Here is a 23,085-nt window from a genome sequence, read left to right as displayed (position 1 = left end):
TGGGAGTGCGAAAGGTCGGCTGCTACTTCACGAGTGGATCGCGGGGCAGGCCGAGGATGCGTTCGGCAATTTGGTTGCGGGTGATCTCGGAGGTGCCGCCGGCGATCGTCATCCCGCGCGCGCTCAGCGCCGACAGCACTGCCGGGTAGGAGGACTCGGTCAGGAACGCGCCGTCCGATCCGAGCAGTGTCATCGCGAATGCCGCTCTGTCGACTAGGAATTCGGCGAGCACGAGTTTGGTGATATTGCCCTCGGGGCCGGGAGCGCCGCCGGTCAGCGCGCGTTCCGCGGCGCGGAGGTTGAGCAGGGTCAGCGACTGCTGGCGGGCCAGGAGCGCACCTATCTCGGGCGCGACTTCGGCCAGCGGGGTGTCGGTCCGGCGCGCCAATTCGATCAGGTCCACATCGAGGGTTCCGCCGCCACCCTGTCCGCTGCCGATGCTGACCCGTTCGTTGCCCATGGTGGCCCGCGCGACGGTCCAGCCGTCATTCACCTCGCCCAGCACATCCGCATCGGGCACGAACACCTCGGTGAGGAAGACCTCGTTGAACTCGCTGTGCCCGGTCACCATTTTCAGCGGGCGCACCTCTACGCCGGGCGCGCTCATATCGATGATCATCATGGTGACGCCCCGGTGTTTGGGGGCGGAGGGATCGGTGCGCACGGTGGCCAAGCCACGTCCGGCCTGATGTGCGCCGCTGGTCCACACCTTCTGACCGTCGATGATCCATCCGCCGTCGGTCCGGCGCGCGCGGGTGCGGATACCTGCGGCATCCGAGCCCGCCGCCGGTTCGCTGAACAGCTGGCACCAGATCGACTCACCGCGCAGCGCCGGGCGCACGAATCGCTCGATCTGATCGGGGGTTCCGTGTTGGATCACCGTCAGGATCACCCAGCCGGTGATGCCGAGAATCGGTCGTTCGACCCCGGCGGCCGCGAACTCCTCATCGATGATCAGCTGCTCGGCCGCCGCGGCTCCGATGCCGAATGGCTTGGGCCAGTGCGGCATCAGATAACCGGACTCCACGAGCGCGGTCCGCAGTTCGGCTTCGGGACGGGCGGCCAGGCGGGCGGCCAGCGCCCGGATCGCGGGGCGATGTCGTTCGGCTTCCTCCGGCAGTTCGACCTGGAAGGTGCGGGTCACACCGTCCGCGGCGAACATCGCGACATCGGTGGCGGCTGTCTCGGGTTCGAGGAACGCCGCCAGCGCAAGTGCGCGCCGCTGAAACAGGTGGGCGTCGTGTTCCCAGGTGAAGCCGATCCCGCCGTGCACCTGAATGTTCATGCTGGATTCGGCGGCGAACGCCGGAATCGCCTGCCGCGCGGCGACCGCCGCGGCCTGCGCGAATTGCACCGGTCGCTCGGCATGAGCCCGCGCCGCGTCCCATACCGCGGCGGTGGCGAGTTCGGTGGCCACGAGCATGTTCGCGCAGTGGTGTTTGACGGCTTGGAAAGTGCCGATCGTTCGACCGAACTGCTCGCGGGTCTGTGCGTACGAGACCGCCATTTCCGTGCACGCCGCCGCACCACCGACCGCTTCGGCGGCGGCCAGCAGGCGATAGATCGCCAGCGCGCGTGTGCGGCCATCCACGATCACCTCCTGCGGGCGCACCTGCACCGCGTCCAGCACGATGGTGGCCGACGGCCGGGAGGGATCGATGTTGGCCGGAACCTCGACCGAGACGCCCGCACGGGCGGTCTCGATCACCAGCAGATCCGCGCCCGAGGCGACGATCAGGACATCCGCTCCCGCCGCGCCGAGCACCGACACACGGCCGGAAATCCGCTCGTGATCCCCGGCCGGTTCCATCGTGATCGATCCGCCGAATCCCACCGCCGCGGTGAGGCTTCCGTCGACGAGCCGGGGGAGCAGCGCTGTCGCCAGGCTAGGCCCGCCGAGCTCGCTCACGATCGCCGAGGCGGTGACTGTCGGCAGCAGCGCCCCGGGCGCGATATGGCGACCGAACTGTTCGACGACGATGATCAGTTCGGACATTCCGTAGCCGGTGCCACCGTACACATCGGGAATGTGGATTCCGAGCAATCCCAGCTCGGCTGCCGCGGTCCAGTAGTCCGGTCGGCGAACCGCGTTTGTTTCCAACAGCTCTCGCGCCGCGGCACGGGCCTTGTGGGTGCTCAGGAAGGCGTCCACGGTCTGTGCCAGCAACCGATGATCTTCACTGATGGCGATGGCCATAGTCGGTCCTTTTCGAATGGGTAGAGCTCAGAGCAGTTCGAGGATGGTGGCGTTGGCCTGGCCGCCGCCCTCGCACATGGCCTGAAGTCCGTAGCGAATGTTGTTGTCGCGCATGTGATGCAGCAGAGTCGTCATCAGCCGCGCCCCCGAAGCGCCGAGGGGATGGCCCAGCGCGATCGCGCCGCCGTTGGGGTTGAGCAACTCGGATTCGACTCCCGTCTCGCGCAGCCAGGCCAGGGTCACCGAGGCGAACGCCTCGTTGATCTCGAACGCGCCGATATCGGAGATCTGGAGTCCGGCTCGTCGCAGCACCTTCGCGGTGGCCGGGATGGGGCCTTTGAGCATGGTTATCGGATCCACGCCCACCACCGAGCCGGTGTGGAAGCGCGCGATCGGCGTCCACCCGTTGGCGGCGGCGATCTCGCCGGTGGTGACCAGGATCGCGGACGCTCCGTCGGAGATCTGCGAGGCGTTGGCGGCGGTGACGACACCGTCGTCGGCGAACGAAGTACGCAGCCGGGCAAGGGATTCGGGTGTGCCGTCGCGGCGCACACCCTCGTCGAGGGTTACTTCCCGCTGGCTGCCGTCCTCGTTCCGCACGACCACCGGCGCGATCTGAGCGGTGAAACGTCCCTTGTCGATCGCTGCGGCGGCACGAGCATGCGATTCGAGCGCGTGTGCGTCGACTTCGCCACGGCTGAAACCGTATTCGGCGGCGATGAGCTCCGCGGCCGTGCCCTGGTTGAACACGACGCCCGGATAGCGGTTGGTGATCCCGTCGCTGAACGGGATGCCGAACCGGCCTTCGGCGAAGGCCGCTCCCATCGGAATCCGCGACATCGATTCGACGCCGCCCGCGACGACGATGTCGTACTGCCCGGCGATCACCCCGGCAGCCGCCTGATGCACCGCCTGCTGCGAGGAGCCGCACTGCCGGTCCACGGTGACACCGGGCACCGATTCGGGCCAGCCCGCCGCCAGCACCGCATAGCGCGCGATATCGGCTGTCTGCTCGCCGACCTGGGATACGCAGCCCCAGATCACATCGTCCACGCGGGCGGTGTCGAGACCGGTGCGGGCCTCGAGGTCTTGCAGCAGCTGTGCGGAAAGGTCCACCGGGTGGATCCCCGACAGTGCGCCGCCGGGCTTTCCCCGTCCGATGGGGGTGCGAATCGCTTCGACGATCACAGCATCACGCATGAGGTAACTTCCTTGCTCGATAAGAGGATTCGGCTTACTTGGGGCCCAGGCGCAGCGCGCCGTCGATGCGGATGACTTCGCCGTTGAGGTAGTCGTTCTCGACGATCGACTCCACGAGATGTGCGAATTCGTCGGGGCGACCCAGGCGCGCCGGATTGGGCACCACGCTGCCGATCGCGTCGAGCACATCGCTGGAATCCGTACCGAGAATGGGCGTCTGCATCAACCCCGGCGCGATGGTGAGCACCCGAATGCCCCAGACCGCCAGGTCGCGGGCGACCGGAACGGTCAGGCCGACCACACCGCCCTTGGAGGCCGAATAGGCGGCCTGCCCGATCTGCCCTTCGAAGGCCGCTACCGAGGCGGTGTTCACGATGACACCGCGCATACCGTCGAGGGTGTCGTTCTTGGTCATCTCGGCCGCTGCCAGGCGCAGCACATTGAAGGTGCCGAACAGATTGATGGTGACAATGCGCTCGAAATCGGCCTGCGGGAATGGCTTTCCGTCCCTGTTGACGGTGCGAATCCCATTGCCGGTACCCGCGCAGTTCACCGCGATCCGCAGCGGGGCGAGCTCGGCGGCGCGGGCGACGGCGGTCTGTGCGGCGGATTCCTCCCGCACATCGCCGGGTACGAAATGCACTGTGCCCGAAGTCTGTTCGGCGAGTTCCTGGACGACGGCGGCCCCGTTCGAGCTGGGCAGGTCCAGCAGGACCACGCTTGCGCCGCGGCTGAGCAGGCGCTGTGCGGTGGCCAGTCCGAGGCCGGAGGCGCCACCGGTCACGACGGCAGAGGTACCTTTGATATCCATTGTTCTCCTTGGTGTTTCGAGTCTTCGAGGGTGGCGGGTCAGCGCCCGGTCCACCGGGGTTCGCGCTTCTCGGCGAACGCGGCCGCTCCCTCACGGGCGTCGTCGGAGACGAATACGGGTGTGGTCAAGGCGGCCTGGCGCTCCCACATGTGCTGTTGCGACCATTCGGACGCCTGTCCCAGAACCTGTTTGGTGACCTGCACCGCGAGCGGTCCATTGGCCGCTATCTCCCGCGCCAGCTCGCAGGCGGCTTCGAGGGCTCGGCCCGGGGTGGTGAGCCGGTTGACCAACCCCAGCGCGTGCGCGCGGGATGCGGGCAGGCCGTTGCCGGTCAGCGCCGCTTCCATCGCGACCTGATAGGGAATTCGCCTGGGCAACCGCAGCAGTCCGCCGCCGGCGGCCACAAGCCCGCGCTTGACCTCGGGCAGCCCGAAGCCCGCGGTATCGGAGGCGACGATCAGATCGCAGGCCAGTGCGATCTCGAAACCACCCGCCAGCACATGTCCCTCCACGGCGGCGATGAGTGGTTTGGCGGGCGGCGCTTCGACCAGACCGGCCAGGCCGCGACCGGGCAGGGTGGGAATCTCACCTGACAGGAACGCCTTGAGATCCATTCCGGCACAGAATGTTCCGCCCGCGCCGGTGATGACGATGACGCGTACATCCGCGCGGGCGTCGAACTCGTCCATCGCCGCGGCCACCTGGACCGCCATCGCGTAGTTGACCGCATTGCGGGCCTGAGGGCGGTTCAGGGTTACGACGGCGACGCCGTCGCGGACTTCGGTCAGCACGACCTTGTCGAGTGTGTCGCAGGTGGTGGTATCGGTCATGGTGATGTCTCCGAGCAATGCGGGGGCGGACGAGTGGGATCTATGGCGCACAGCACGCTCAATTGCCGTGGCGCAGTTCGCCGATGGCGGCCGCGCTGTCGGGGAACAACCGCGACAGGGCTGTGTCGAGCTGGCGTTCGCCACGGGCGAGCACCAGGGCGCGACCGCCCGGCAGGCGCGCGATGAGCCCGTGGATCAGCAGATTCGCCGGAACGCGCAGCAGGAAATACCAGGGCCAGGACGCAGTCAGCCCGAGATCGTCATGCATGGCCTGCCGGCCGATGAGCACGCTGAAGATGCTGCGCGTCTTGGCCGTGTGATATCGATGCCGCAGCTGCTGTAGCCGCCCGTATCGAATGTGCGCCCGTGCGGTTTCGAAAGTCGTTGCGAGCAGCCGTGAATTCTCGTCGGGACCGGGCGCGGTCATCGACAGGTGGTAGAACTTGCGGCGACCGTCCATCTCGTCCAGGGGCAGCCAGTAGTCCTGAACCCCGAGCAGCCAGCCGACATAGCGCCAGAAATGCATGACGGCGGTGGAGTCCCGCTTGGTGATCGGCATTCCCAGCAGGCGCGCGCCGAGCAGGTAGTAGCTGCTGTGCAGTCCGAGTGTCGCGCCCTGATCGGCCTGGTTGATCGGCATTCCGTAGGTGGCGAAATCCCATTCGGTATTGCGGGCGTAGTGCCGGTTGATCAGGGCGTGCATGAGTCGCACGTGCAGGGTGAGCTGCCAGCCCTGGTTGTTTCGGTCGAGTCCGCCCGCGCGCACACATTCCACGGTCCACTTGAGCGTTTCGCCCAGGCGCCGAATGGTGCCGCTGGACAGACCGCCGGTCAGGTTCAGCAGCAAGGTGTTCGCCGAGCTGCGATAGCCGTTTACCAGCGCGCTGTCGAGCACGTCGACCATGGTGTTCCCGGCTTGACGCATGACCTCGGCGCCTCGCACGACGAGTCGGTCGTCGACCCAGTCCGGGCGATCCTGCACCGCTTCGAAGAAGGCGCGCAAGGGTTCCGGGCTCTGCGGGTCGAGCCCGTGCGCCAGGACGTTGCGGAACTGCTTGAGCGTCACCTGACGTTCGGCGATCGCCTCGGCGAGCGCCGCACCCAGCGGATCACTGGTGGTCAGTCCCCGCACGATGCGATCGCGTTCGATCGGGGTGGGGTCGGGATCGGGACCGACCAGCTTGCGGATGCCCACGCTGGAGGAGTGGGCCCATTCGGGATCCGCGCAGAAGCGCGAGGGGATGTACACGTCGCCGGTGATGGATGCCGCTTCCATGATGGTCCTCTTCGATGAGTGAATGCAGGTTCTCGTGCTGGGCGATCGCCGCGATGAGTCTTGTTTCTGAACCTGACGTCAGATTACGATAGTGCGCACGGCACCTGCCGTCAATCACCCCCTAACGCAATGCAGCGGAAAGCAGGGCGCTCCATGTCAATCGAGGAATCGGCCGCCACACGCGTGGCCGGCGAGCTCATCGCGGCCGGTCAGCCGTTCGAGATAGTCGAGGAGGTGGTGCGCGGACGCCGAATGCGGGTGTGGCGCAATGCCCCTCGCGCGCTGGCCGACCTGCTCACGAACTCGCTCGCATGGGGCGAGCTGGACTATCTGGTGCACGGCGAGCAGCGCTGGACCTATGCCGCTCATGCGCGGGCGGCGGCCTCGGTGGCCCGATACCTGGTCGACGAGCTGGCGGTCGGTCCCGGAAACCGGATCGCGATCGCCGCCAGCAACAGGATCGAGTGGAGTATCGCGTTCTGGGGCGCCGCGTCCGCCGGGGCGATTGTCGTTCCACTCAACAGCTGGGGCGCGGGCGAGGAGCTCGACTACGCCATTCGCGACAGCGGGGCCACGGTCCTGTTCGCGGACGCGGCCCGGCTGGCCAGACTGGCGGGCCGACTTGCGGGCATCGACGTCATCACCCTCGACGGTCCGGGCCTGGCCCCCGGTGCGTCGAGCGTGCGGGAACTGGCCGCCGCGATCGACCTCGACGCCGAATTCTCCTTACCGGCAATCGAACTCGACACCGATGACGATGCGACCATCTTCTACACCTCCGGCACCACCGGACGTCCCAAGGGTGCGATCGGCACCCACCGCAATATGACCACCAACGTGATGAATCTGCTGTACTGGGGCGCTGCGGCCGCGAGGCTCAGCGATGCATCGGATTCGACTGCCGCGCAACAGGAATCGACGCAGCAGAGCGTCCTGGTGACCGTCCCGCTGTTCCACGCGACCGGATGTCACGCGACCCTGGTCGCCGCCGCGGCACAGGGCTCGAAGCTGGTGTTGTTGAACAAGTTCGACGCGGCCGTTGCCGTAGACCTGATCGAACGCGAGCGGCTGACCCGAATCATGGGTGTGCCGACCACGATTCAGGCGATCGTGGCGGCGGGTGCGGGCCGCGACCTTTCCAGCATCACCTATGTCGGATACGGTGGCGCGCCTTCCTCGCCGAGCTTGCCCGCCGCGATCCGGCGAGCCATGCCCAACGCGACCCTCGGCGTCGGATACGGACTCACCGAGAGTTCGGCCAATGCCACCACCAATATCGGGGATTCCTACGAAGCGAATCCCACCAGCGTGGGCCGTCCGTGCCCGGTCGTCGAGGTCGGCATCGTCGATGAGGACGGCCAATCGGTCGCACCGGGAATCATCGGCGAAGTCGTGCTCTCGGGTCCCAATATCGTTCGCGGATACTGGAAACGGCCCATCGACTCGGCCGCCGCCTTCGTCAACGGCGCGCTGCGCACCGGCGATCTCGGATATGTCGACGAACTCGGCAACCTCTACATCACCGACCGCAGCAAAGACATCGTCATCCGAGGTGGCGAGAATGTCTACTGCGCCGAAATCGAGCACATTCTCGCCGACGATCCGCAGATCACCGAGGCCGCCGTCATAGGCAGGCCGCACCCCCGACTGGGTGAGGAAGTCCTGGCGATCGTCCGGCTCGCCGCACCGTTCACGCCGCAAACCTTCGACGAGCGCGCGGCTCGAGCGCGGATCGGCGAGCGGCTCGCGGCATTCAAAGTGCCCAGCACCATCGCCGTGCACGGTGAGCCATTGCCTCGCACCATCACCGGCAAACTCCGCAAGGACCTGCTGCGGCAGCACTACACGAGCGCGGCGGCGTCGACCGATCACGAGGTGTCGTCCCGATGACGCCGCTGGCCGCATCGATCATCGCGGAGGCCGTCCTCATGGCACTGCGCCGAGATCGGGATTGCCGCATCCACCGCCACCTGCCACCCGTATCGATGAAAGAGCCCACCAATGACAACACCCGTGCTGTCGGCCTTCGCTGAATCCGTCACCGCCGCTCTCCGCGACAGTGCAGACGCTTGCTTCGAGCTGACCGATCTGCGACCACTGACCGGAGGCGCATCCCTCGAGACCTGGCGCGGCGAGATCCGCACCGCCGACCGGGCCACCCCCATCATCATTCGGCGCGATCGGCCGGGCACCCCGACCAGCAGTCGCCGTGATGAGGCCGAACTATTGCGCGTTGTACACGCGGCCGGGGTCCCTGTGCCGCGCGTGCTTGCCGAACACGCTGCGACCGAGGACAGCCCCGCCTTTTTCATCATGGAATTCCTCGAGGGCGAGACTATTCCACGAAAGCTTCTGCGCGATAAGCAATTCGAGGACGCACGCCCGCGGCTGGGTGAACAGGTCGCACACGCGCTCGCGCGCATGCACCGGGTCGATGCCGATCGCATCGAGTTCCTCGGACCGGCGATGAACGCCGAATCCGCACTGGCAGGATTGGTTTCACTGATGCGTGCGTCGGATGTGCGATCACCGGTGCTGGAAGCCGCGGTCCGATGGCTCGAATCGAATCTGCCCGAACCGGTCACGCCGGTACTGGTCCACGGTGACGTCCGCACCGGCAACCTCATGGTCGATCGGGACGGGCTCGTAGCGATTCTGGACTGGGAACTGGCCCACGCCGGTCAGCCCGCCGAAGACCTGGGCTGGTTCTGCGTGCGCGCCTGGCGATTCGGGGGCGATGACAAACCTGCCGGGGGATTCACCGGACGAGAGGAATTGCTGCGGGCCTACGTGCGTGGGGGAGGGGTCCCGATCAGCACGGCCGAGCTTCGATTCTGGGAGACCTACGGCAACCTCAAATGGGCGCTGACGTGTGTGTCCCAGTACGAGATTCACCGACGCGGCGATGTGCGCAGCGTCGAACTCGCCGCCATCGGCCGCCGATTGGTCGAGGCCGAATATGACCTGCTCCTGCTACTGCGAGGACTGTGATGCACATACTCCCCGATTCCGCCGACATGGTCGAAGCGGTCGCGGAATGGCTCGAAGGCGCTGCCGGACAAGCGCTATCGGGAGCCGAACGCTACAACGCCCTGGTCGCTGCCCGCGCTCTGCGAGGCGTCGAACGTGAATTGCGTATCGGACCACAGTATTTCGATGCCGATAGAGCCGAACTGCTTGCACTGCTGCCGGACGCACGGGGCGTCGAGTCCGACGAACACTTGCTATCCGCGCTCGCTCTCGCGATCCGAGACGGCCGGTGCGACCATCGCTCCCCGGATCTGCTCGATGCCCTGCACGCCTACACATTACGACGACTGCGCCTGATCAACCCGGGTTACCCGGCGGCGTGCGATCAGCGCGAGAACACCAAGGAGACCCGGCCATGAATACCTTCGGCGCACCGGTAGTCGATCTGTGGGATCACGCTTTCCAGCGCGATCCCTACCCCACCTTCGCCCGCTGGCACACCGAGGCCCCGCTGATGCGGCTCCGGTATCCCGACGTCTGGGTGATGACCCGGCACGCCGATGTCGCCCAGGCGCTGCGCACCCCGACGGTGTACTCCTCCGCCCAGGGAATCGCCTACCGAGCGGGCGGTGGCGGTTCGTCGATGGTCGCCACCGACGATCCGGCGCACAAACGCCTGCGGTCGATTCTGAGTAAGGAGTTCACGCCCGGAACGGTGAAGTCGCTGAACACGCGCCTCGAAAACGTCACCGGACAGCTCGTCGACCAGCTCGAGGCCACCCGAAGCAGCGGCGGTTTCGATTTCGCCATGCTGTTCGCCGAACAACTGCCGACCCGGGTGATCGGCGAATACCTGGGCATCGATCCCGAACGCTGGAACGACTATCGGCGCTGGAGCGAGGTGTTCAATGCCGCCGCCTGGGTCGAGGAACCCGATGTGCAGGCTCTCACGGTCGCCATCGAGGAGGCGGTGCACTGCTTCGGCGCGGCGATCCAGCAGCGGCGTGAACTCGGACAGGATGATCTGATCAGCCGGATGGTCGTCGCGATGGACCAGCAGTCGGCATTGAGCGAGGTCGAGATCATCGACTTCTGCAGTCTGCTCATGCTCGCCGGGAATGCCACCACCTCTTCGGTGCTCAATCACGCCGTGCTGCTGTTGCTGGCGCATCCCGAACAGCTCGACGAATTGCGAAGGGACAGTTCGCTCATCCCCGCCGCCATCGAGGAGATCATCCGATTCGAGTCGCCCGTACAGGGTTTCGCGCGGCGGCTCACCGTCGATGTCGAAATGCACGGGAGCACCATGAAAGCCGGAGATACCGTGGTGCTGATGTTCGGCGCCGCCAACCGAGACCCGGAAGTGTTCGAGGATCCAGGCCGCTTCGACATCCACCGCGACACCCGTCGGCATATCGGGTTCGGCAGCGGACCACACGTCTGCCTGGGCTCATGGCTGGCCCGAGCCGAAATCCGTTGTGCCCTGGAGAAATTGATTCCTCTCATGGGTGAGTGGTCGATCGATCCGGCCACCGTTGAGCGGCGTCTGGACCTGCCCGCGTTCCGGGACCTGATCTCGGTTCCCGTGCGCTGGACGTCCTGAATGACGGGTGGGCTGGACCACTCGCTCGGCGGTCCGGAAGAGAGGTTCGCGCTGGACGCCGCGGCCATGAACGTATTGCTCTCGGTCTCCGAGCCGATCGCTCGGGGACGGCAGCAACCGGGCAAGCTGGGTCCCCGGGGCGCACTCACTCGGCAACGGTTGTTGTCCTCTGCGCGAACCCTTTTCGAGGTGCACGGGTACGGCAGGGTGAGTGTGTTGCAGATCAGCGAGCACGCCGGCATGAGCCAGGGCACCTTCTATCAGTACTTCAACGACCGCGCGCACATCATGTCCACGCTCGTGGTCGGGTATGTGGCCGCACTGGTCTCCAACGCCGCGCTGGCCTGGAGTGTCGACGACGGCCGCGAGGGCGTCGCGCAATTGCTCCGGTTCTACGTTCGTGACTACGTCGACAACGCGGCCTTCGCCAGTGTGTGGGAGGAGGTCTGCCAGATCGACCCGGCCTTCGCCGACTCCCGTCGCCGGCTCACCCGGTTCATTGAACACGGTGTCGAACAACAGATTCGGCGCGGTATCGCACACGGGCTGCTGGATCCACCCGGAGATATCGGCGCGATCGCGCGCGCACTGACGGCCATGGCGGATCGATTCTGTTTCCTGACCTACAGTTTCGATCGCGGTCGAGTCGAGACGGATTGGCGCGACGGTGCGGAACTGCTGACCGAGATGTGGTGGCGCATGCTCCGGTCCAGTTGAGACCGATCGCGCGGTCCGGAGTGGCCCTTGACACATGCCACGCACTCCGCCAAGATCTGAGACTGACGTCACATACTAATTCGAGGGTGCTGCCGCCTTCGGTCGCCAAACGATCCACCTGCGCGGTCTGCGCATCGGAACTCGTGACGTCATCGCGGCAGGGGCGCATCCGCCCCGGCCCGCCCACCTTCGCCCGATCTCCCCGTACCCCACAGTGGCGTGCGCCGATTCATCGTTGAACCCGGAGTTCCCATGACCATCGCACCACCCGTCCCCCGGCCGCACCGAGAACGTGTTGCCGCTCAACTGTTCCGGCGCGAACTCGAGCACTACCCCGGCAACGGGGTGCGGTATCGAAACCTCGCGCTCGTCGTGCTGGCGACAGTCTCGTTGTACTTCATGGTCTACGTGGTGCCCGCCATCGCGGTTTCGATGATGAAGGACCTGCACATGTCCTTCGCCTTCCTCGCCGGGTCATCGCTGCTCGCGAGTCTGGTGGGCGCGTTCGCGGCGATGGCGGCGGGCATTTCCGATCGGTGGGGGAGGGCCAATATCGTCGCCTTCGGACTGCTCATCGTCGGACTGCTCACCACATTCGGTGTCCCGTACGCGGCGAACAAGGAAATCTTCCTCGTGCTCGTCGTGCTGTCCGGATTCATAGAGGGGCTCGTTTTGGTCGCCTCCCCGGCGATCGTTCGCGACTTCTCACCTCAGCTCGGGCGGGCCACCGCCATGGGAATGTGGAACACCGGGCCGGTGCTGGGCAGCCTGGTCGTCGCGGTGGTCGCCAGCCTTACCCTGGACACCTCGTCGTGGCAGGACATGGTCCGCTATGCGGGCATAGCCGGAATCGTGGTGGCGCTCATCGCGATTGCCGGACTGCGCGATCTCGCGGCGGCGGTCCGCAATCAAGTCATCGTGTCCGCGCGGGACCGCGAACTGATCGATGCCCGCAGTGAGCAGGTCCCCGCCGAACTCGAACGTCCCGGCCTGCGCACGGTCCTGCGCGCGGATGTGGTGCTGCCCGCGCTCGGCGTGGGGTTCTCCCTGCTCTTCTACCTGACCATGGTCGGCAATAGCGTGATCTTCTTCGTGGTCGTGCACGACTGGCCCGAACAGCGCGCGAACTCGCTGAACAACTGGACCTACGCGGTGCAGGCGCTCGCGCTGATAGCGGTGGGCGTCCTGTCCGATCGGCTGCGAGTTCGTAAGCCCTTCATCCTGTTCGGCACCCTCACCTCGATCGTCGTGATGGGTCTGTTCGCGACCATCGCCACCGATAAGGACACCACCTACGGAACATTCGTCGTGCTGCTGGTTGTCCTCGGTGTCTCCGGCTCCGTGGCATACGCACCGTGGCTGGCCGGGTACACCGAGAACATCGAGCGCCACGGGCCCGCCGCAACCGTTGTGGGACTGGCGATCTGGGGCTGGACGACCAGGCTCATCACCGTGTTCGCCGCGGTCGCCATCGCGGTGGTCGTCAGCGGGATCACCCCGCTGGTGGAACATCATCAGGAGGTCACCGATGCGCAGAACCGCGCGGCACCGGCCTTGGCTGTCATCGGTGCGCACCCCGGCCTTTTCGAAGAACTGGGCCGATACCCCGCCGATCGGATTCCGCCGGAGCTGGCCGCACGAGCGATGACCGAGGTCGGCCCGCGGGATTTGGCAACGGTCACAACCGCTTCCGCGGACCTCGAGACATTGACCCGCTTCGGTCCTGACGTGCGCGACGCCGAAGCGGAACTGCCCGGACAGTGGAAATCGTGGTTCTGGGTTTGTGTTATCGGGCAATTGGTGTTCCTGCCGACCCTGTTCCTGATTCGTGGCCGATGGAATCCGCGGCGTGCGCGAGAGGATTTCGATCGCCACGAGCGTGCGGTATCGGCGGAACTCGGCCAGCTCGAGCAGGTGAGAGAGGATCAGATGTCGTAGCGCCGCCTCGGAAATGTCGTAGACCGCGTGCGGTAATCTGAAGCTGACATCAGGTTAGGCAGCGGTATTCAGGCGAAAACCTTCGACTTTCCCGGGAGTGTGCATGGCGGCGAGGCCGAGCAGGACGCGAGTTGCGGTGGGGCGCAAGAGCTCCGAGAGCTCCGAGACGCCGGTCGCGGACAAGGAGCAGTTGCCATTGCGCCGCCAGGACGGCAAACTGCTGGCTCCGGGCAGTAAAGGCGCCGCGACCAGGCAGCGACTGCTGGAAGCCGCTCGTGAACTCTTCGAACGCCAAGGGTTCAGTGCCACCTCGGTGGCGCAGATCAGTCAGCTCGCCGAGGTGAGCCTGGGGACGTACTACCAGTATTTCCAGGACCGCTCGGATGTCATGTCGGCACTGGTGCATCAGTACGTCAACGATGCGCTCAACGGCGGCAGTGTCATGTGGACCGGTCAGGGCGGTATGGCCCTACTGGAGGAAGCGCTCACCGAATACACCACGACCTATGCCGAACACGCGGCATTCAATCAGGTGTGGGAAGAGGTGTGCCAAACCGAGCCTGCCCTGGCGTCGGTGCGGCGCGAGCTCACCCGGACGATCGAAGCCGGGGTCGCCGCCGCGTTGGTGCAGGGCCAGAAAGCGAAACACTTTCCGCCGGTGTCCAATCCGGCCGCGACCGCCCGCGCACTGTGCGCGATGGCGGACAGATTCTGCTATTTGACCTTCGCTTTCGATCCGGCGCCGACACCGATGACTCCGGTCGAGGCCGGGCGGCTGCTCGCCGAATTGTGGGGCAAGGCCATCGGACTCGCCGAGTAGGTTCCCGGTCCGATCGTTTCATCGCTGACGCGTGTACAAAGTGCCGCGAATATCGCGAAACGCGTTGAATCTGAATATGACGTCAGATATACATCTACGATCCGGATCGTTCGACCATCGCTCAGAAAGAAATCGTGAATGAAACAGCTCACCCGGGTGTCCGCGCTGACCGCGCTGGCCTTGACCGCAGTGACAGCTCTCGCCTCGGGAGTCGCTACCGCTGAGGCCGACCCTTCGCCCATCGCGCAGATTCAGCCCATCGATGAACCCGTACCGGCCGCACCCGCGACGGTGGATCCCGCTGTCGAGTACATGAACTCGCTGGCCGCACTGAACACCGCATTCGCGGTCGACTCCAGCCTCGGACGCGTCATCGGAGCCACCGCGGGCGTCGTCGTCGGCTGCCCGCTCGGCGCGCTCACCGGCGGCACCCTGACCCTCCCGATGCCCGTCCTGACTCCCATCGGCTTGATCGGCGGATGCATCATCGGCGCGGGAACACTCGGATTCCTGGCCGGCACCGCGGGAGCCGTACTGTCCGGCTCCCCCGCCGTGGCCGCCGAACTGGGACGCCAATACGACACCTTGCACTCCAAAGGGCTTGTCGCACAACAACTACCGATCAGTGCTCAGGAATAGACACGTACCGCGCCCGCTCGCGGGCATATGCAGAAAATGAGAACAACAATGAAGTTCACATCTCATGGCTCGGCTCTGACCGCGCTCACCGCGGTGGCGTTGGGGTTGGCTGCGGGGACGGCCACGGCCGATCCGGGCGCATTGCCCACTGAATCACCACGCTCCGATTCGATGTCGATCACGCTGGCGCCGGGAGTTCAATTCCAGGACGGCGGCGCGGGAGGCACGGCGTTGCTCACGACCCCGATCGGGTCCGTCGCAATGCGGGCCGGACAGTTCGACCTGCGGGACGTCACCGGGCAGACTCTGGCCGGAACCTCGATCGACACATCTGAATTGGGCGATATCGCGGGCGTGCCGGACCCTCTTGTCGGCGATGGCGTGAATCCGGCGGCCGTCGAACCGGCCGTGGCGTCGGTCGCTGATGACAATGGCACCGCCGTGGATCTCGTGGTGGCCATCAAGACCGCGAACGCGCATATGGCGAGCGCGCTGGCTGTCGGAGGGGTCGCGGGATCGGTGCTGGGCGCGATTGTCGGATGCCCGTTCGGGGTGCTGACCGGAGGCACACTGCTCACCGCCGCGTCCGCGGGCACCATGATCCTTCCGGTGATGGCCGCGACGTGCCTGGTGGGTGCGGTGGCTGTCGGCGGGTTGGGAGCTACCGTAGGTGGTCTGGCCGTCGCGATACCCGTTGGACTCGCGGCGGGGACGGCCACCTTCAACCATATGCAGGCCGAGCGTGCCGCAGGACGAGACCCCTTGCTGACGCTGCAGAAGTAGTGCTGTCGCAGTAGCGGATTCGAGGCGACCACCCGGTCGTCCACGACGTGGCGCGGCAGTATTCCGGCCCCTTTGAAATCCCGGTTGCCGCGTCCGCCGAAGGCCACGCCTCACACGTTGTCAGGTGCGTGTGGGGCGTGGCTGTTCGGAATCCGGCATCAGGAGAACCGGTTTGATCACCGCGCCTCGCAATGCGGCTTCCTCGGCTTCATTGATCTGTTCGAAAGCGTATGTCGTGACGAGCTTGTCGAAAGGAAAGCGACCCTGTCGCCAGAGTTCGATCAGCCGGGGGATGAGTACGCGCGGGACGGCATTGCCCTCCAGGATTCCGGTGAGGGTGCGCCCGACCGCGAGGGTGGCCGGTGCCAGCACCAGATCGCCGTGCTGAGCGCCGACCAGTCCGCAGGTGCCGGTCGCGCGCAGTACCTCGAGCGCGACCGTGATCACCGCCGGCACCCCGGTGGTATCCAGGCAGGTGTGCGCGCCGCCGGTGGCACGGATGATCTGGGCGGCCAAATCCGTTGCGGCGCCGTCGATCGCGTGGGTAGCGCCAACCTCTCGCGCCAGCGCCAGCCGTGCGGGATTGAGATCGACCGCCACAATCGTGTTCGCTCCGGCGACCCGCGCCGCCATGACGGCACTGAGTCCGACCGCGCCCGCACCGAATATCACCACCTCGGTACCCGCCCGCACGTTCAGCGCGATGAGGATGGATCCGGCGCCGGTCTGAACGCTACATCCCAGGGGCGCAAGCATTTCCAGGGGCAGATCGCGAGCCACCACCACCGCATTGCGTGCGTCGACGACCGTGTGCGTGGCGAATGAGGACTGTCCGAACCAGCGCGCCGCGATCGAGGTGCCGTCCGATGCGCTCACGGGCCCCGGTTCGCCGAGCCCGGTACCGCCCAGATTGCGCGGGAAGAAGGTGTCGCAGTACGCCGGGCTGCCGCCCGTGCACGCGGTGCATTCGTGGCACGCGTCGTAGGACAGCACGACGTGATCGCCGACCATCGGGGAATCGACTCCGGTGCCCACCGCCTCGACGATTCCGGCGCCTTCGTGGCCGGTGATGATCGGCGTCGGTGCGAAGCCCGGGGTTCGCACCAGCACATCGGTGTGGCAGTACCCGGTCGCCACTATTCGCACGAGAATCTGACCCGGTCCGGGGGCGGCCAGTTCGAGCTCCCGCAGGTGGTATCGATCGTCGGGGCTATGGAGTACGGCGGCGGTGATCCGCATTCGTCTGTCTCTTCTCTCGGTGCAGGTTGACGGTTGTTGGCACGGTGTTCCCGCTGTAATGTTGTACCTGACGTCAGTCTCAGATTCAATGACGAGGCAGTGCCCGCCGAGCCGGAGCGCGCCCGTCGGTCCGGCCTCCTTTCGGCCCGGACCCGGAGGAGGAATTCATGACCTATGAACGAACCGAGCTGTTCATCGACGGTCGATGGCGAACCCCTGCGGGCGGTGTCACGATTCCGGTGATTTCGCCGAGCACCGGTCAACCCGTCGGATCGATTCCGCTGGGCGGTGCGGCCGATGTCGATGCCGCCGTCGATGCCGCGGGTCGAGCGCTACGGTCGCCGGAGTGGGGTGCGATCACAATCGACCAGCGCGTGGAGTTGTTGTCCAGGCTCGCAGGCGAATTGGAAAAGACCGTTGCCGCCCGCGCCGAACTCACCAGCGTCCAGAACGGAATGCCGATCACCCTCGCGGTGAATGCGGAGGGTGCGGGACCGCCTGCGCTGCTTCGGTATTACGCGGAACTGGCTCGTGCGCTCCCGGCCGAGGAGCGGCGTCCGCGCCTGGACGGTATGGGTGTGACGATCGTGCGCCGCGAGCCGGTCGGAGTCGTCGCGGCGATCGTGCCGTGGAACTATCCCCAATTGCTGACCATGTTCAAACTGGCGCCGGCACTCGCGGCCGGTTGCACCGTAGTTCTGAAACCTGCGCCTGAAACAACTTTGGACGCTTTGGAACTGGCCGCGGCCGCCGAGCGCGCGGGTCTACCACGCGGGGTACTCAATGTCGTGAGTGGCGGAGTCGATGTCGGCACCCACCTGGTGGCGCATCCCGGCGTGCACAAGGTCGCGTTCACCGGGTCCACGAGTGCGGGGCGCGCGATCGGGGAGACCTGCGGCCGCCTGCTGCGACCGGTGACTCTCGAACTCGGCGGGAAATCCGCGGCCATTGTGCTCGACGACGCTGATCTCAGCACGGTCGCACAGGGTTTGGCATCGAGCTCGCTGTTGAACAACGGTCAGACCTGCCACCTGTCCACTCGGATTCTCGCGCCGCGGCGGCGCGAGCACGAGGTCCTGGATGTGGTCGCCGGCGTGGCCGCGGGTCTGCGCATCGGAGATCCGCTCGACCCCGCCACCGAGGTCGGTCCGATGGTCAGCGAACGGCAGCGCCGGCGGGTGGAGGACTACATCGAGCTCGGTAAAGCCAGCGGTACCTTGGCCGCCGGTGGCGGTCGACCCGATCGCGAGCACGGCTGGTTCGTCGAACCGACCGTGTTCGGCGGCATCGGCAACGAGAGCCGGATCGCGCGCGAGGAGATCTTCGGGCCCGTACTGACGGTCATCGGATACGACGATCTGGACGAAGCTGTCGCGATCGCCAACGATTCGGAGTACGGGTTGGGCGGCACGGTCTGGACGACCGATATCGAGCGCGGGCTGGATATCGCCCGCCGGGTCGAGACCGGCACCATCGGCGTCAACTTCTACAACTTGGACCTGGGTGCGCCGTTCGGTGGCGTCAAATCCAGTGGTTTGGGTCGTGAGCTCGGTCCCGAGGGCTTGGCGGCGTATCAGCAGACCAAGTCGATCTATCTGCTCTCCCCGCAGACGACGTAATGAGTGGTGAACCGTGACGGAACTGGCTGCGGCACCGGATGTTTGGTCGGCGAGTTGCTGGCCGCATCCGTCGGCGGACACCGAACGGCACATTCGAGACGCCGCGTCGCGAGTGTTGGGGCAGCCTGGTCGGCTGATCGACACCCTCGACGTTCGCACGTGGCGTCCCGGAGCTGACCGATCCGAGGTCGACCCGGCACTGCAGGACGCGGTACACGAAGTGATGGCCGACGTTCTTCGGTGGTGGGTCGAGGCCAATCTGCGTCGGCCCGGGCAGCGTGTCGAGGTGCGCTTGTCACCGCGACTCTGCGCGGTCGCCGGGGTACTCGTACGGCGCGGGCTGCCGAGCAGCCTTCGCGACACGTTCAGGTTCGGCAGGATGGCCGTATGGCAGCTGTGGGCTGCCATCTGCACCGAGATGGTGACCGATGCCGAGCAGCGCTATCGGCTGCTCGATCTGTCCTCGGTGTCGATGCACACGTTCATCGACGATGTCCTGGCGGCGATTTCGATCCGGGTGGACAGCACCGGGGCGGACCTGGCCGGGGATGCGACCGCTACCCGCCACGCTGCGATCACCGGTCTGCTCGAGGAGGGTCCGGCAGAACGCGGGCTCGTCGAGGCGCAATTGGGCTACAGCCTCAGCGGTCCGCACACCGCAGCGATCATCTGGCGTGAAGGGACAAGGGACACTGCGGATTTCCGCACCGTGGTGGAGGTAATCGCCCGGGGTTCGCACCCGCTGACCGTGTCAGCCGATCCGTCGGCGCTGTGGATGTGGCTGCCGGTCGAACTGTCCCCGGAAGCAACCGAACCTCTGCGCGCGGAACTGTCGCGGTTTCCCGGCCTTCGGGTCGGGATCGGCCGCGCCGGTCGCGATCTCGACGGATTCCGTGCGAGCCATCGCGATGCGCTCGCTACTCGGCAGGTGCTGGCCCGGCTCGGCTCTTCGCGACCGGTGACTCACTTTCGTGATGTTCAGCTCGTGTCCTTGCTGGCGACGGACCTTGCCCGTGCCTCGAGCTTCCTGCGAGACACGCTCGGCGCGCTCCTCGATGCCGATGTCGAGATCCAGCGAACCGTGGATACCTATATCGCGGAGCACTTCAACACCTCGCGCACCGCGGCGCGGTTGTATACGCACCGCAATACGGTGGTGCGGCGTCTTGCCCGTGCGGACGAGTTGCTGCCCCGCCCACTGAGCCGCAACCATGTGGAGGTTGCGGCTGCCTTAGCGATCGTGCGTTTGTCCCGCGAGTAGAGAACGCCGGGTCACCCGGTCACTCGACTGCGCGAGATAGCTCGGCGGCCAAGGGGATCGGGTAGCGGGCCGTCGACGTCCGGGTTGTCGCCAGGCAGATTGCCATGGCGACGAGGGTAATCGCGGCCATGATCGCCATGGCGAGGCCGAATCCCGGAGCGCCGTTGAAGGCTGACAGCAGTCCATCGCGGACATATGTCATCGGCACGACCGGATGTGCCCACCGCATCCAGGCGGGGAGCGTTTCGATCATCCAAATCCCGCCGAAGCAGAAGTACTGCACCATCAGTGCCGCGAGCCCGGCCAGAATTCCTGCGGGATAACCGAATACGGACATCAGCGCTGCCGTGATCGCGCTGTTCATGATCGTCGCCAATGCGATGACCGCGATGACCCTGATGGTCGAATCCGGATGTGGGACGGGGGTGTAACTCGACCACTGCAACAGCGCGACGGCCGCGACCGCGATCGAACTGACCACGGCGACCGCCGCGAAGCGCCGCAACAATTCACGTGCCGCACTGCCGGGGGTGCCGCGGCCTGTACCCCGATGCGGGCGGATGCACATGAACACCACAACCGGAAGCAATGTCGCACAAAGGATCAGGAACAGGGGAGCGCCACCGGGGCCGCCGAATTTGGCGGGCGCCAGATTGTGGGGATCGGTCCCCACCGGTGTGCCGAGTAGCTGCGCGAGGCTGGTGCGATGACCTGCGTCATCGTTGACAGGGACGGCTTGTGCCCCCTGTGCGAGTCCGTTCGCGAGTGCTCCGGCGCCATCGTCGATCTGATGTCCGGCCGCGCTCAACTGTTGTGCGCCATCGCTGAGAGTGACACCGCCGGCTTGCATTCGAGCCATTCCGGTGGATAGGTCCGTGGCGCCGGACGCGAGCTGCTGACTGCCGTCGACGAGTTGGTCGAGGCCGCCTCGATAACCCGCGTCGGGGCTCGTCAACTGCTCGGCGAGCTGGCGCGTACCGGTGCGCAGATCGAGCAGCCCCTTCAGCAGTGCGCCGATCTGGTCGATTCCCTTGCGCAGCTCATCGAGGGAAGGGTCTGCGGGCAGCTGAGTTTTTGCCGAGTCGGCCAGTGCGGCAAGGGAATCCACATTGACCGATTGCACCAATTGGTCGACGCCGTCGCTGATCTGCCGTGCTCCGCCACCGAGTTGATCGGTTCCATTGCGCAGCGCGATCAAACCCGTCGACAGGGCGTGGGCTCCGTCGGCGAGCTGACCGCTGCCGTGGGTCGTCGCGGACAGCGCCGGTACCAGTTGGGTGGTGATCCCCGCGGTCAATTGATCGAGACCGTCGGTCAATTGGCTTGTGCCGCCGTGTAATTGCGCGGATCCGTCGGCTGCCGATCGCAGTCCGCCACCGAGTCCGCGCAGTCCGTCCAAGAGTGTGCCGATCGCGGTCGCCGAGGTGGCCGCACGCACCGCGTTGCCGATCTCGGTCATCGCTTGCGCGCCGATGGTCGAAGCCAGCACGTTGTTGTTGTCGTTATAGGTCACCCCGATCAGCGCGGGCGCGATGGTCGTGGTGCCCATGTCGGCCAGGGTGGCACTGAATCCCGCCGGTATTTCGATGACGAAATAGTAGTCGCCGCGGGCGAGTCCGCTCATCGCTTCGTCATGATCGACGACCTCGAAATCCAGCGCATGCGAGTCGAGGAGATTAGCGGTGACAGTGGCACCCGACGACAAAGTGAGATCACCTTTATGGACCGGCTGATCGGCGTTCACCAACGCGACAGGCATTCGGTTCACACTATGCGTCGGATCCCATCCGGCCCACATATACAGCGCAAGATTGGTCAGCGGTAGCACTACGAGCAGCGCCACGATCAACCGTGCCACTCGCGAATGGAACCAGGGTCTGGCCTCGAAGTTCGGTCGGATTTTCATATGGCCGCCGCGCTGCGGTAAATAGACATCTGTGGAACTCCAGAATGTGTTCGAAATAACAGATGCCGATCATCTCCAACGGTGTGTCACCTCGTCCACAGCACAATGCACCACGATTCTCGGGACAAACGCAGCAAAACGCACCATCGCGAAATAGGTCTATTCGACAGCTATTTCCACGGCAATACTCGTCAGCTCAGCGACAGTCGTCGCCGGTTCAAGAGCAGTCGGATACCGAGCCGCAGTTTCGTCCATGCGGTCGGCGCCTGGAGCAGCGGTCGAGTGGTCGTTGCCGAGAGGTCGAGCGCCGTGCGGAGGTGGGTGAGCCAGAGGCCGATGCTCTGCAATGCCAAAGGTGATGCGGGAGCGTTGATTTCGAAGATATGCCAGGCCCCCGGTACATGGTGGACGGTGACGGGAACGCCGGCGTCCATGAGGCGGCGGGCGTAGTCGAGCCCCTCGTCGCGCAGGGGATCCAGCTCGCAAACCAGGACGAAAGCCGGTGGGAGCCCGGACAAATCGGTGGCGCGAGCGGGTGCGGCGTACACGGGAACCTGGTTGCGGTCGGGCAGGTAATGGTCGTAGATATCGGCGAGGTCATAGGTATTGAGGACCCTGCGGTCGGCGATGCGGCCTGCGGAGACGGTGACTCGGCGGTCATCGAGTGTCGGCGCGTACAGCGATTGGTAAGCGATGGATGGCCCGCCACGATCGCGAGCCATGAGTGCGACCGCGGCAGTCAGCCCGCCGCCCGCGGATTGACCGGTGACCGCGATGCGATCCGCGTCGATTCCGAGTTCTGCCGCATGCGCCGCGGTCCATGTGAGCGCCCGGTAGCAGTCCTCGATTCCGGCGGGGTATGGGTCTTCCGGAGCCAGTCGATACGACACCGAAACCACCACCGCCCCAACCTGTTCGGCGATGCCGATGGCGACATGATCACCACCGGGTTTGCTACGGCCGAACGCGAAGGCTCCGCCGTGCAGATACAGAATGGCGGGTAGTGACCCGGTCACCTCCCGGGGTCGGTAGATGCCGATGGGAATGCGATTGCCATCGGGGCCATCGATATCCAGCGTTCGAACCTCGACCCCCGAGGTATCGAGCGGTACGGCGGTGAGAATGGCATCGAAGATGAAGCGGGTGGCATTCAGATCCTCGAAGAACCCGGGGCGCTGCGGCATTGTGGTCAATGTGGCGGCGAGATCCGCATGAGTGTGGTCGTAGATGTCAGCGATCGAGTCCACGGCGGGACTCCTTTCGGGCTATAGGCCAA

20 protein-coding genes are annotated in these 23,085 nt (G+C 65.7%); 12 read left to right on the top strand and 8 right to left on the bottom strand.

Going from position 1 to position 23,085, the window contains the following annotated elements:
• Positions 1-22: 22 nt before the first annotated feature.
• The 5 genes from ACFC0O_RS21490 to ACFC0O_RS21470 are packed head-to-tail and all read right to left on the bottom strand — an operon-like array spanning position 23 to position 6,314.
• On the bottom strand, positions 23-2,197 hold the full coding sequence (locus ACFC0O_RS21490) for an acyl-CoA dehydrogenase (protein WP_375960423.1): 2,175 nt from the start codon (positions 2,195-2,197) through the stop codon (positions 23-25).
• A 27-nt stretch (positions 2,198-2,224) separates the two neighbouring features.
• Positions 2,225-3,397, bottom strand: coding sequence for a thiolase family protein (locus ACFC0O_RS21485; RefSeq protein WP_375960421.1), 1,173 nt, complete (start codon positions 3,395-3,397; stop codon positions 2,225-2,227).
• A 34-nt stretch (positions 3,398-3,431) separates the two neighbouring features.
• A complete protein-coding gene (locus ACFC0O_RS21480; RefSeq protein ID WP_375960419.1) occupies positions 3,432-4,208 on the bottom strand; it encodes an SDR family NAD(P)-dependent oxidoreductase in 777 nt (258 codons plus the stop codon).
• Positions 4,209-4,246: 38 nt separating this feature from the next.
• Positions 4,247-5,038: a crotonase/enoyl-CoA hydratase family protein gene (locus ACFC0O_RS21475; protein WP_375960417.1), complete on the bottom strand. Its 792-nt coding sequence runs from the start codon at positions 5,036-5,038 to the stop codon at positions 4,247-4,249.
• A gap of 58 nt (positions 5,039-5,096) precedes the next feature.
• Positions 5,097-6,314 carry an oxygenase MpaB family protein gene (locus ACFC0O_RS21470; RefSeq protein WP_375960415.1) on the bottom strand — a complete coding sequence of 406 codons (1,218 nt, stop codon included), beginning with the start codon at positions 6,312-6,314 and terminating at the stop codon, positions 5,097-5,099.
• A gap of 153 nt (positions 6,315-6,467) precedes the next feature.
• On the opposite strand from ACFC0O_RS21470, the gene ACFC0O_RS21465 reads away from it, so the two are divergent.
• The 10 genes from ACFC0O_RS21465 to ACFC0O_RS21420 all read left to right on the top strand — a co-directional run bounded on the left by ACFC0O_RS21465 (position 6,468) and on the right by ACFC0O_RS21420 (position 15,784).
• Positions 6,468-8,204, top strand: a complete 1,737-nt coding sequence (locus tag ACFC0O_RS21465) for a class I adenylate-forming enzyme family protein (RefSeq protein WP_375960413.1) — start codon at positions 6,468-6,470, stop codon at positions 8,202-8,204.
• Entirely contained in the window at positions 8,201-8,347 is a 147-nt protein-coding gene (locus ACFC0O_RS21460; protein ID WP_375960411.1) for a hypothetical protein, read from the top strand. Before ACFC0O_RS21465 ends, ACFC0O_RS21460 begins: the two co-directional genes overlap by 4 nt.
• Complete coding sequence (locus ACFC0O_RS21455; protein ID WP_375960409.1) at positions 8,316-9,305, top strand: phosphotransferase family protein; 990 nt, start codon at positions 8,316-8,318, stop codon at positions 9,303-9,305. Before ACFC0O_RS21460 ends, ACFC0O_RS21455 begins: the two co-directional genes overlap by 32 nt.
• Positions 9,305-9,703 (top strand): DUF6285 domain-containing protein, encoded by a 399-nt coding sequence (locus tag ACFC0O_RS21450; RefSeq protein ID WP_375960407.1) that lies wholly within the window; start codon positions 9,305-9,307, stop codon positions 9,701-9,703. Before ACFC0O_RS21455 ends, ACFC0O_RS21450 begins: the two co-directional genes overlap by 1 nt.
• Positions 9,700-10,887 carry a cytochrome P450 gene (locus ACFC0O_RS21445; RefSeq protein WP_375960405.1) on the top strand — a complete coding sequence of 396 codons (1,188 nt, stop codon included), beginning with the start codon at positions 9,700-9,702 and terminating at the stop codon, positions 10,885-10,887. Before ACFC0O_RS21450 ends, ACFC0O_RS21445 begins: the two co-directional genes overlap by 4 nt.
• Positions 10,888-11,604: a TetR/AcrR family transcriptional regulator gene (locus tag ACFC0O_RS21440; protein ID WP_375960403.1), complete on the top strand. Its 717-nt coding sequence runs from the start codon at positions 10,888-10,890 to the stop codon at positions 11,602-11,604. It abuts the gene before it with no gap.
• A 252-nt stretch (positions 11,605-11,856) separates the two neighbouring features.
• Complete coding sequence (locus tag ACFC0O_RS21435; protein WP_375960401.1) at positions 11,857-13,542, top strand: MFS transporter; 1,686 nt, start codon at positions 11,857-11,859, stop codon at positions 13,540-13,542.
• Between the two features lie 136 nt (positions 13,543-13,678).
• Positions 13,679-14,362, top strand: a complete 684-nt coding sequence (locus ACFC0O_RS21430; protein WP_375960399.1) for a TetR/AcrR family transcriptional regulator — start codon at positions 13,679-13,681, stop codon at positions 14,360-14,362.
• 138 nt (positions 14,363-14,500) lie between these two features.
• Complete coding sequence (locus ACFC0O_RS21425; RefSeq protein ID WP_375960397.1) at positions 14,501-15,001, top strand: hypothetical protein; 501 nt, start codon at positions 14,501-14,503, stop codon at positions 14,999-15,001.
• Positions 15,002-15,049: 48 nt separating this feature from the next.
• Positions 15,050-15,784, top strand: coding sequence for a hypothetical protein (locus ACFC0O_RS21420; RefSeq protein WP_375960395.1), 735 nt, complete (start codon positions 15,050-15,052; stop codon positions 15,782-15,784).
• Between the two features lie 120 nt (positions 15,785-15,904).
• Here the strand turns inward: ACFC0O_RS21420 and ACFC0O_RS21415 are convergent, their stop codons facing one another.
• Entirely contained in the window at positions 15,905-17,023 is a 1,119-nt protein-coding gene (locus tag ACFC0O_RS21415; protein ID WP_375960393.1) for an NAD(P)-dependent alcohol dehydrogenase, read from the bottom strand.
• A gap of 167 nt (positions 17,024-17,190) precedes the next feature.
• On the opposite strand from ACFC0O_RS21415, the gene ACFC0O_RS21410 reads away from it, so the two are divergent.
• Together ACFC0O_RS21410 and ACFC0O_RS21405 are read left to right on the top strand one after the other, a co-directional pair.
• Positions 17,191-18,642: an aldehyde dehydrogenase gene (locus tag ACFC0O_RS21410; protein ID WP_375960391.1), complete on the top strand. Its 1,452-nt coding sequence runs from the start codon at positions 17,191-17,193 to the stop codon at positions 18,640-18,642.
• Positions 18,643-19,063: 421 nt separating this feature from the next.
• A complete protein-coding gene (locus ACFC0O_RS21405) occupies positions 19,064-19,903 on the top strand; it encodes a PucR family transcriptional regulator (protein ID WP_375960389.1) in 840 nt (279 codons plus the stop codon).
• Between the two features lie 19 nt (positions 19,904-19,922).
• Here ACFC0O_RS21405 and ACFC0O_RS21400 read toward each other — a convergent pair whose 3' ends face one another.
• Positions 19,923-21,809: a YhgE/Pip domain-containing protein gene (locus ACFC0O_RS21400; RefSeq protein WP_375960387.1), complete on the bottom strand. Its 1,887-nt coding sequence runs from the start codon at positions 21,807-21,809 to the stop codon at positions 19,923-19,925.
• A 191-nt stretch (positions 21,810-22,000) separates the two neighbouring features.
• Positions 22,001-23,056: an alpha/beta hydrolase gene (locus ACFC0O_RS21395; RefSeq protein ID WP_375960385.1), complete on the bottom strand. Its 1,056-nt coding sequence runs from the start codon at positions 23,054-23,056 to the stop codon at positions 22,001-22,003.
• Between the last annotated feature and the right edge of the window lie 29 nt (positions 23,057-23,085).

This window comes from Nocardia sp. NPDC056100, assembly GCF_042266325.1.
Taxonomy (GTDB): Bacteria; Actinomycetota; Actinomycetes; order Mycobacteriales; family Mycobacteriaceae; genus Nocardia.
The sequence above is the reverse complement of the archived record's forward strand: the minus strand, read 5'-3'. Positions and strand labels throughout refer to the sequence as shown.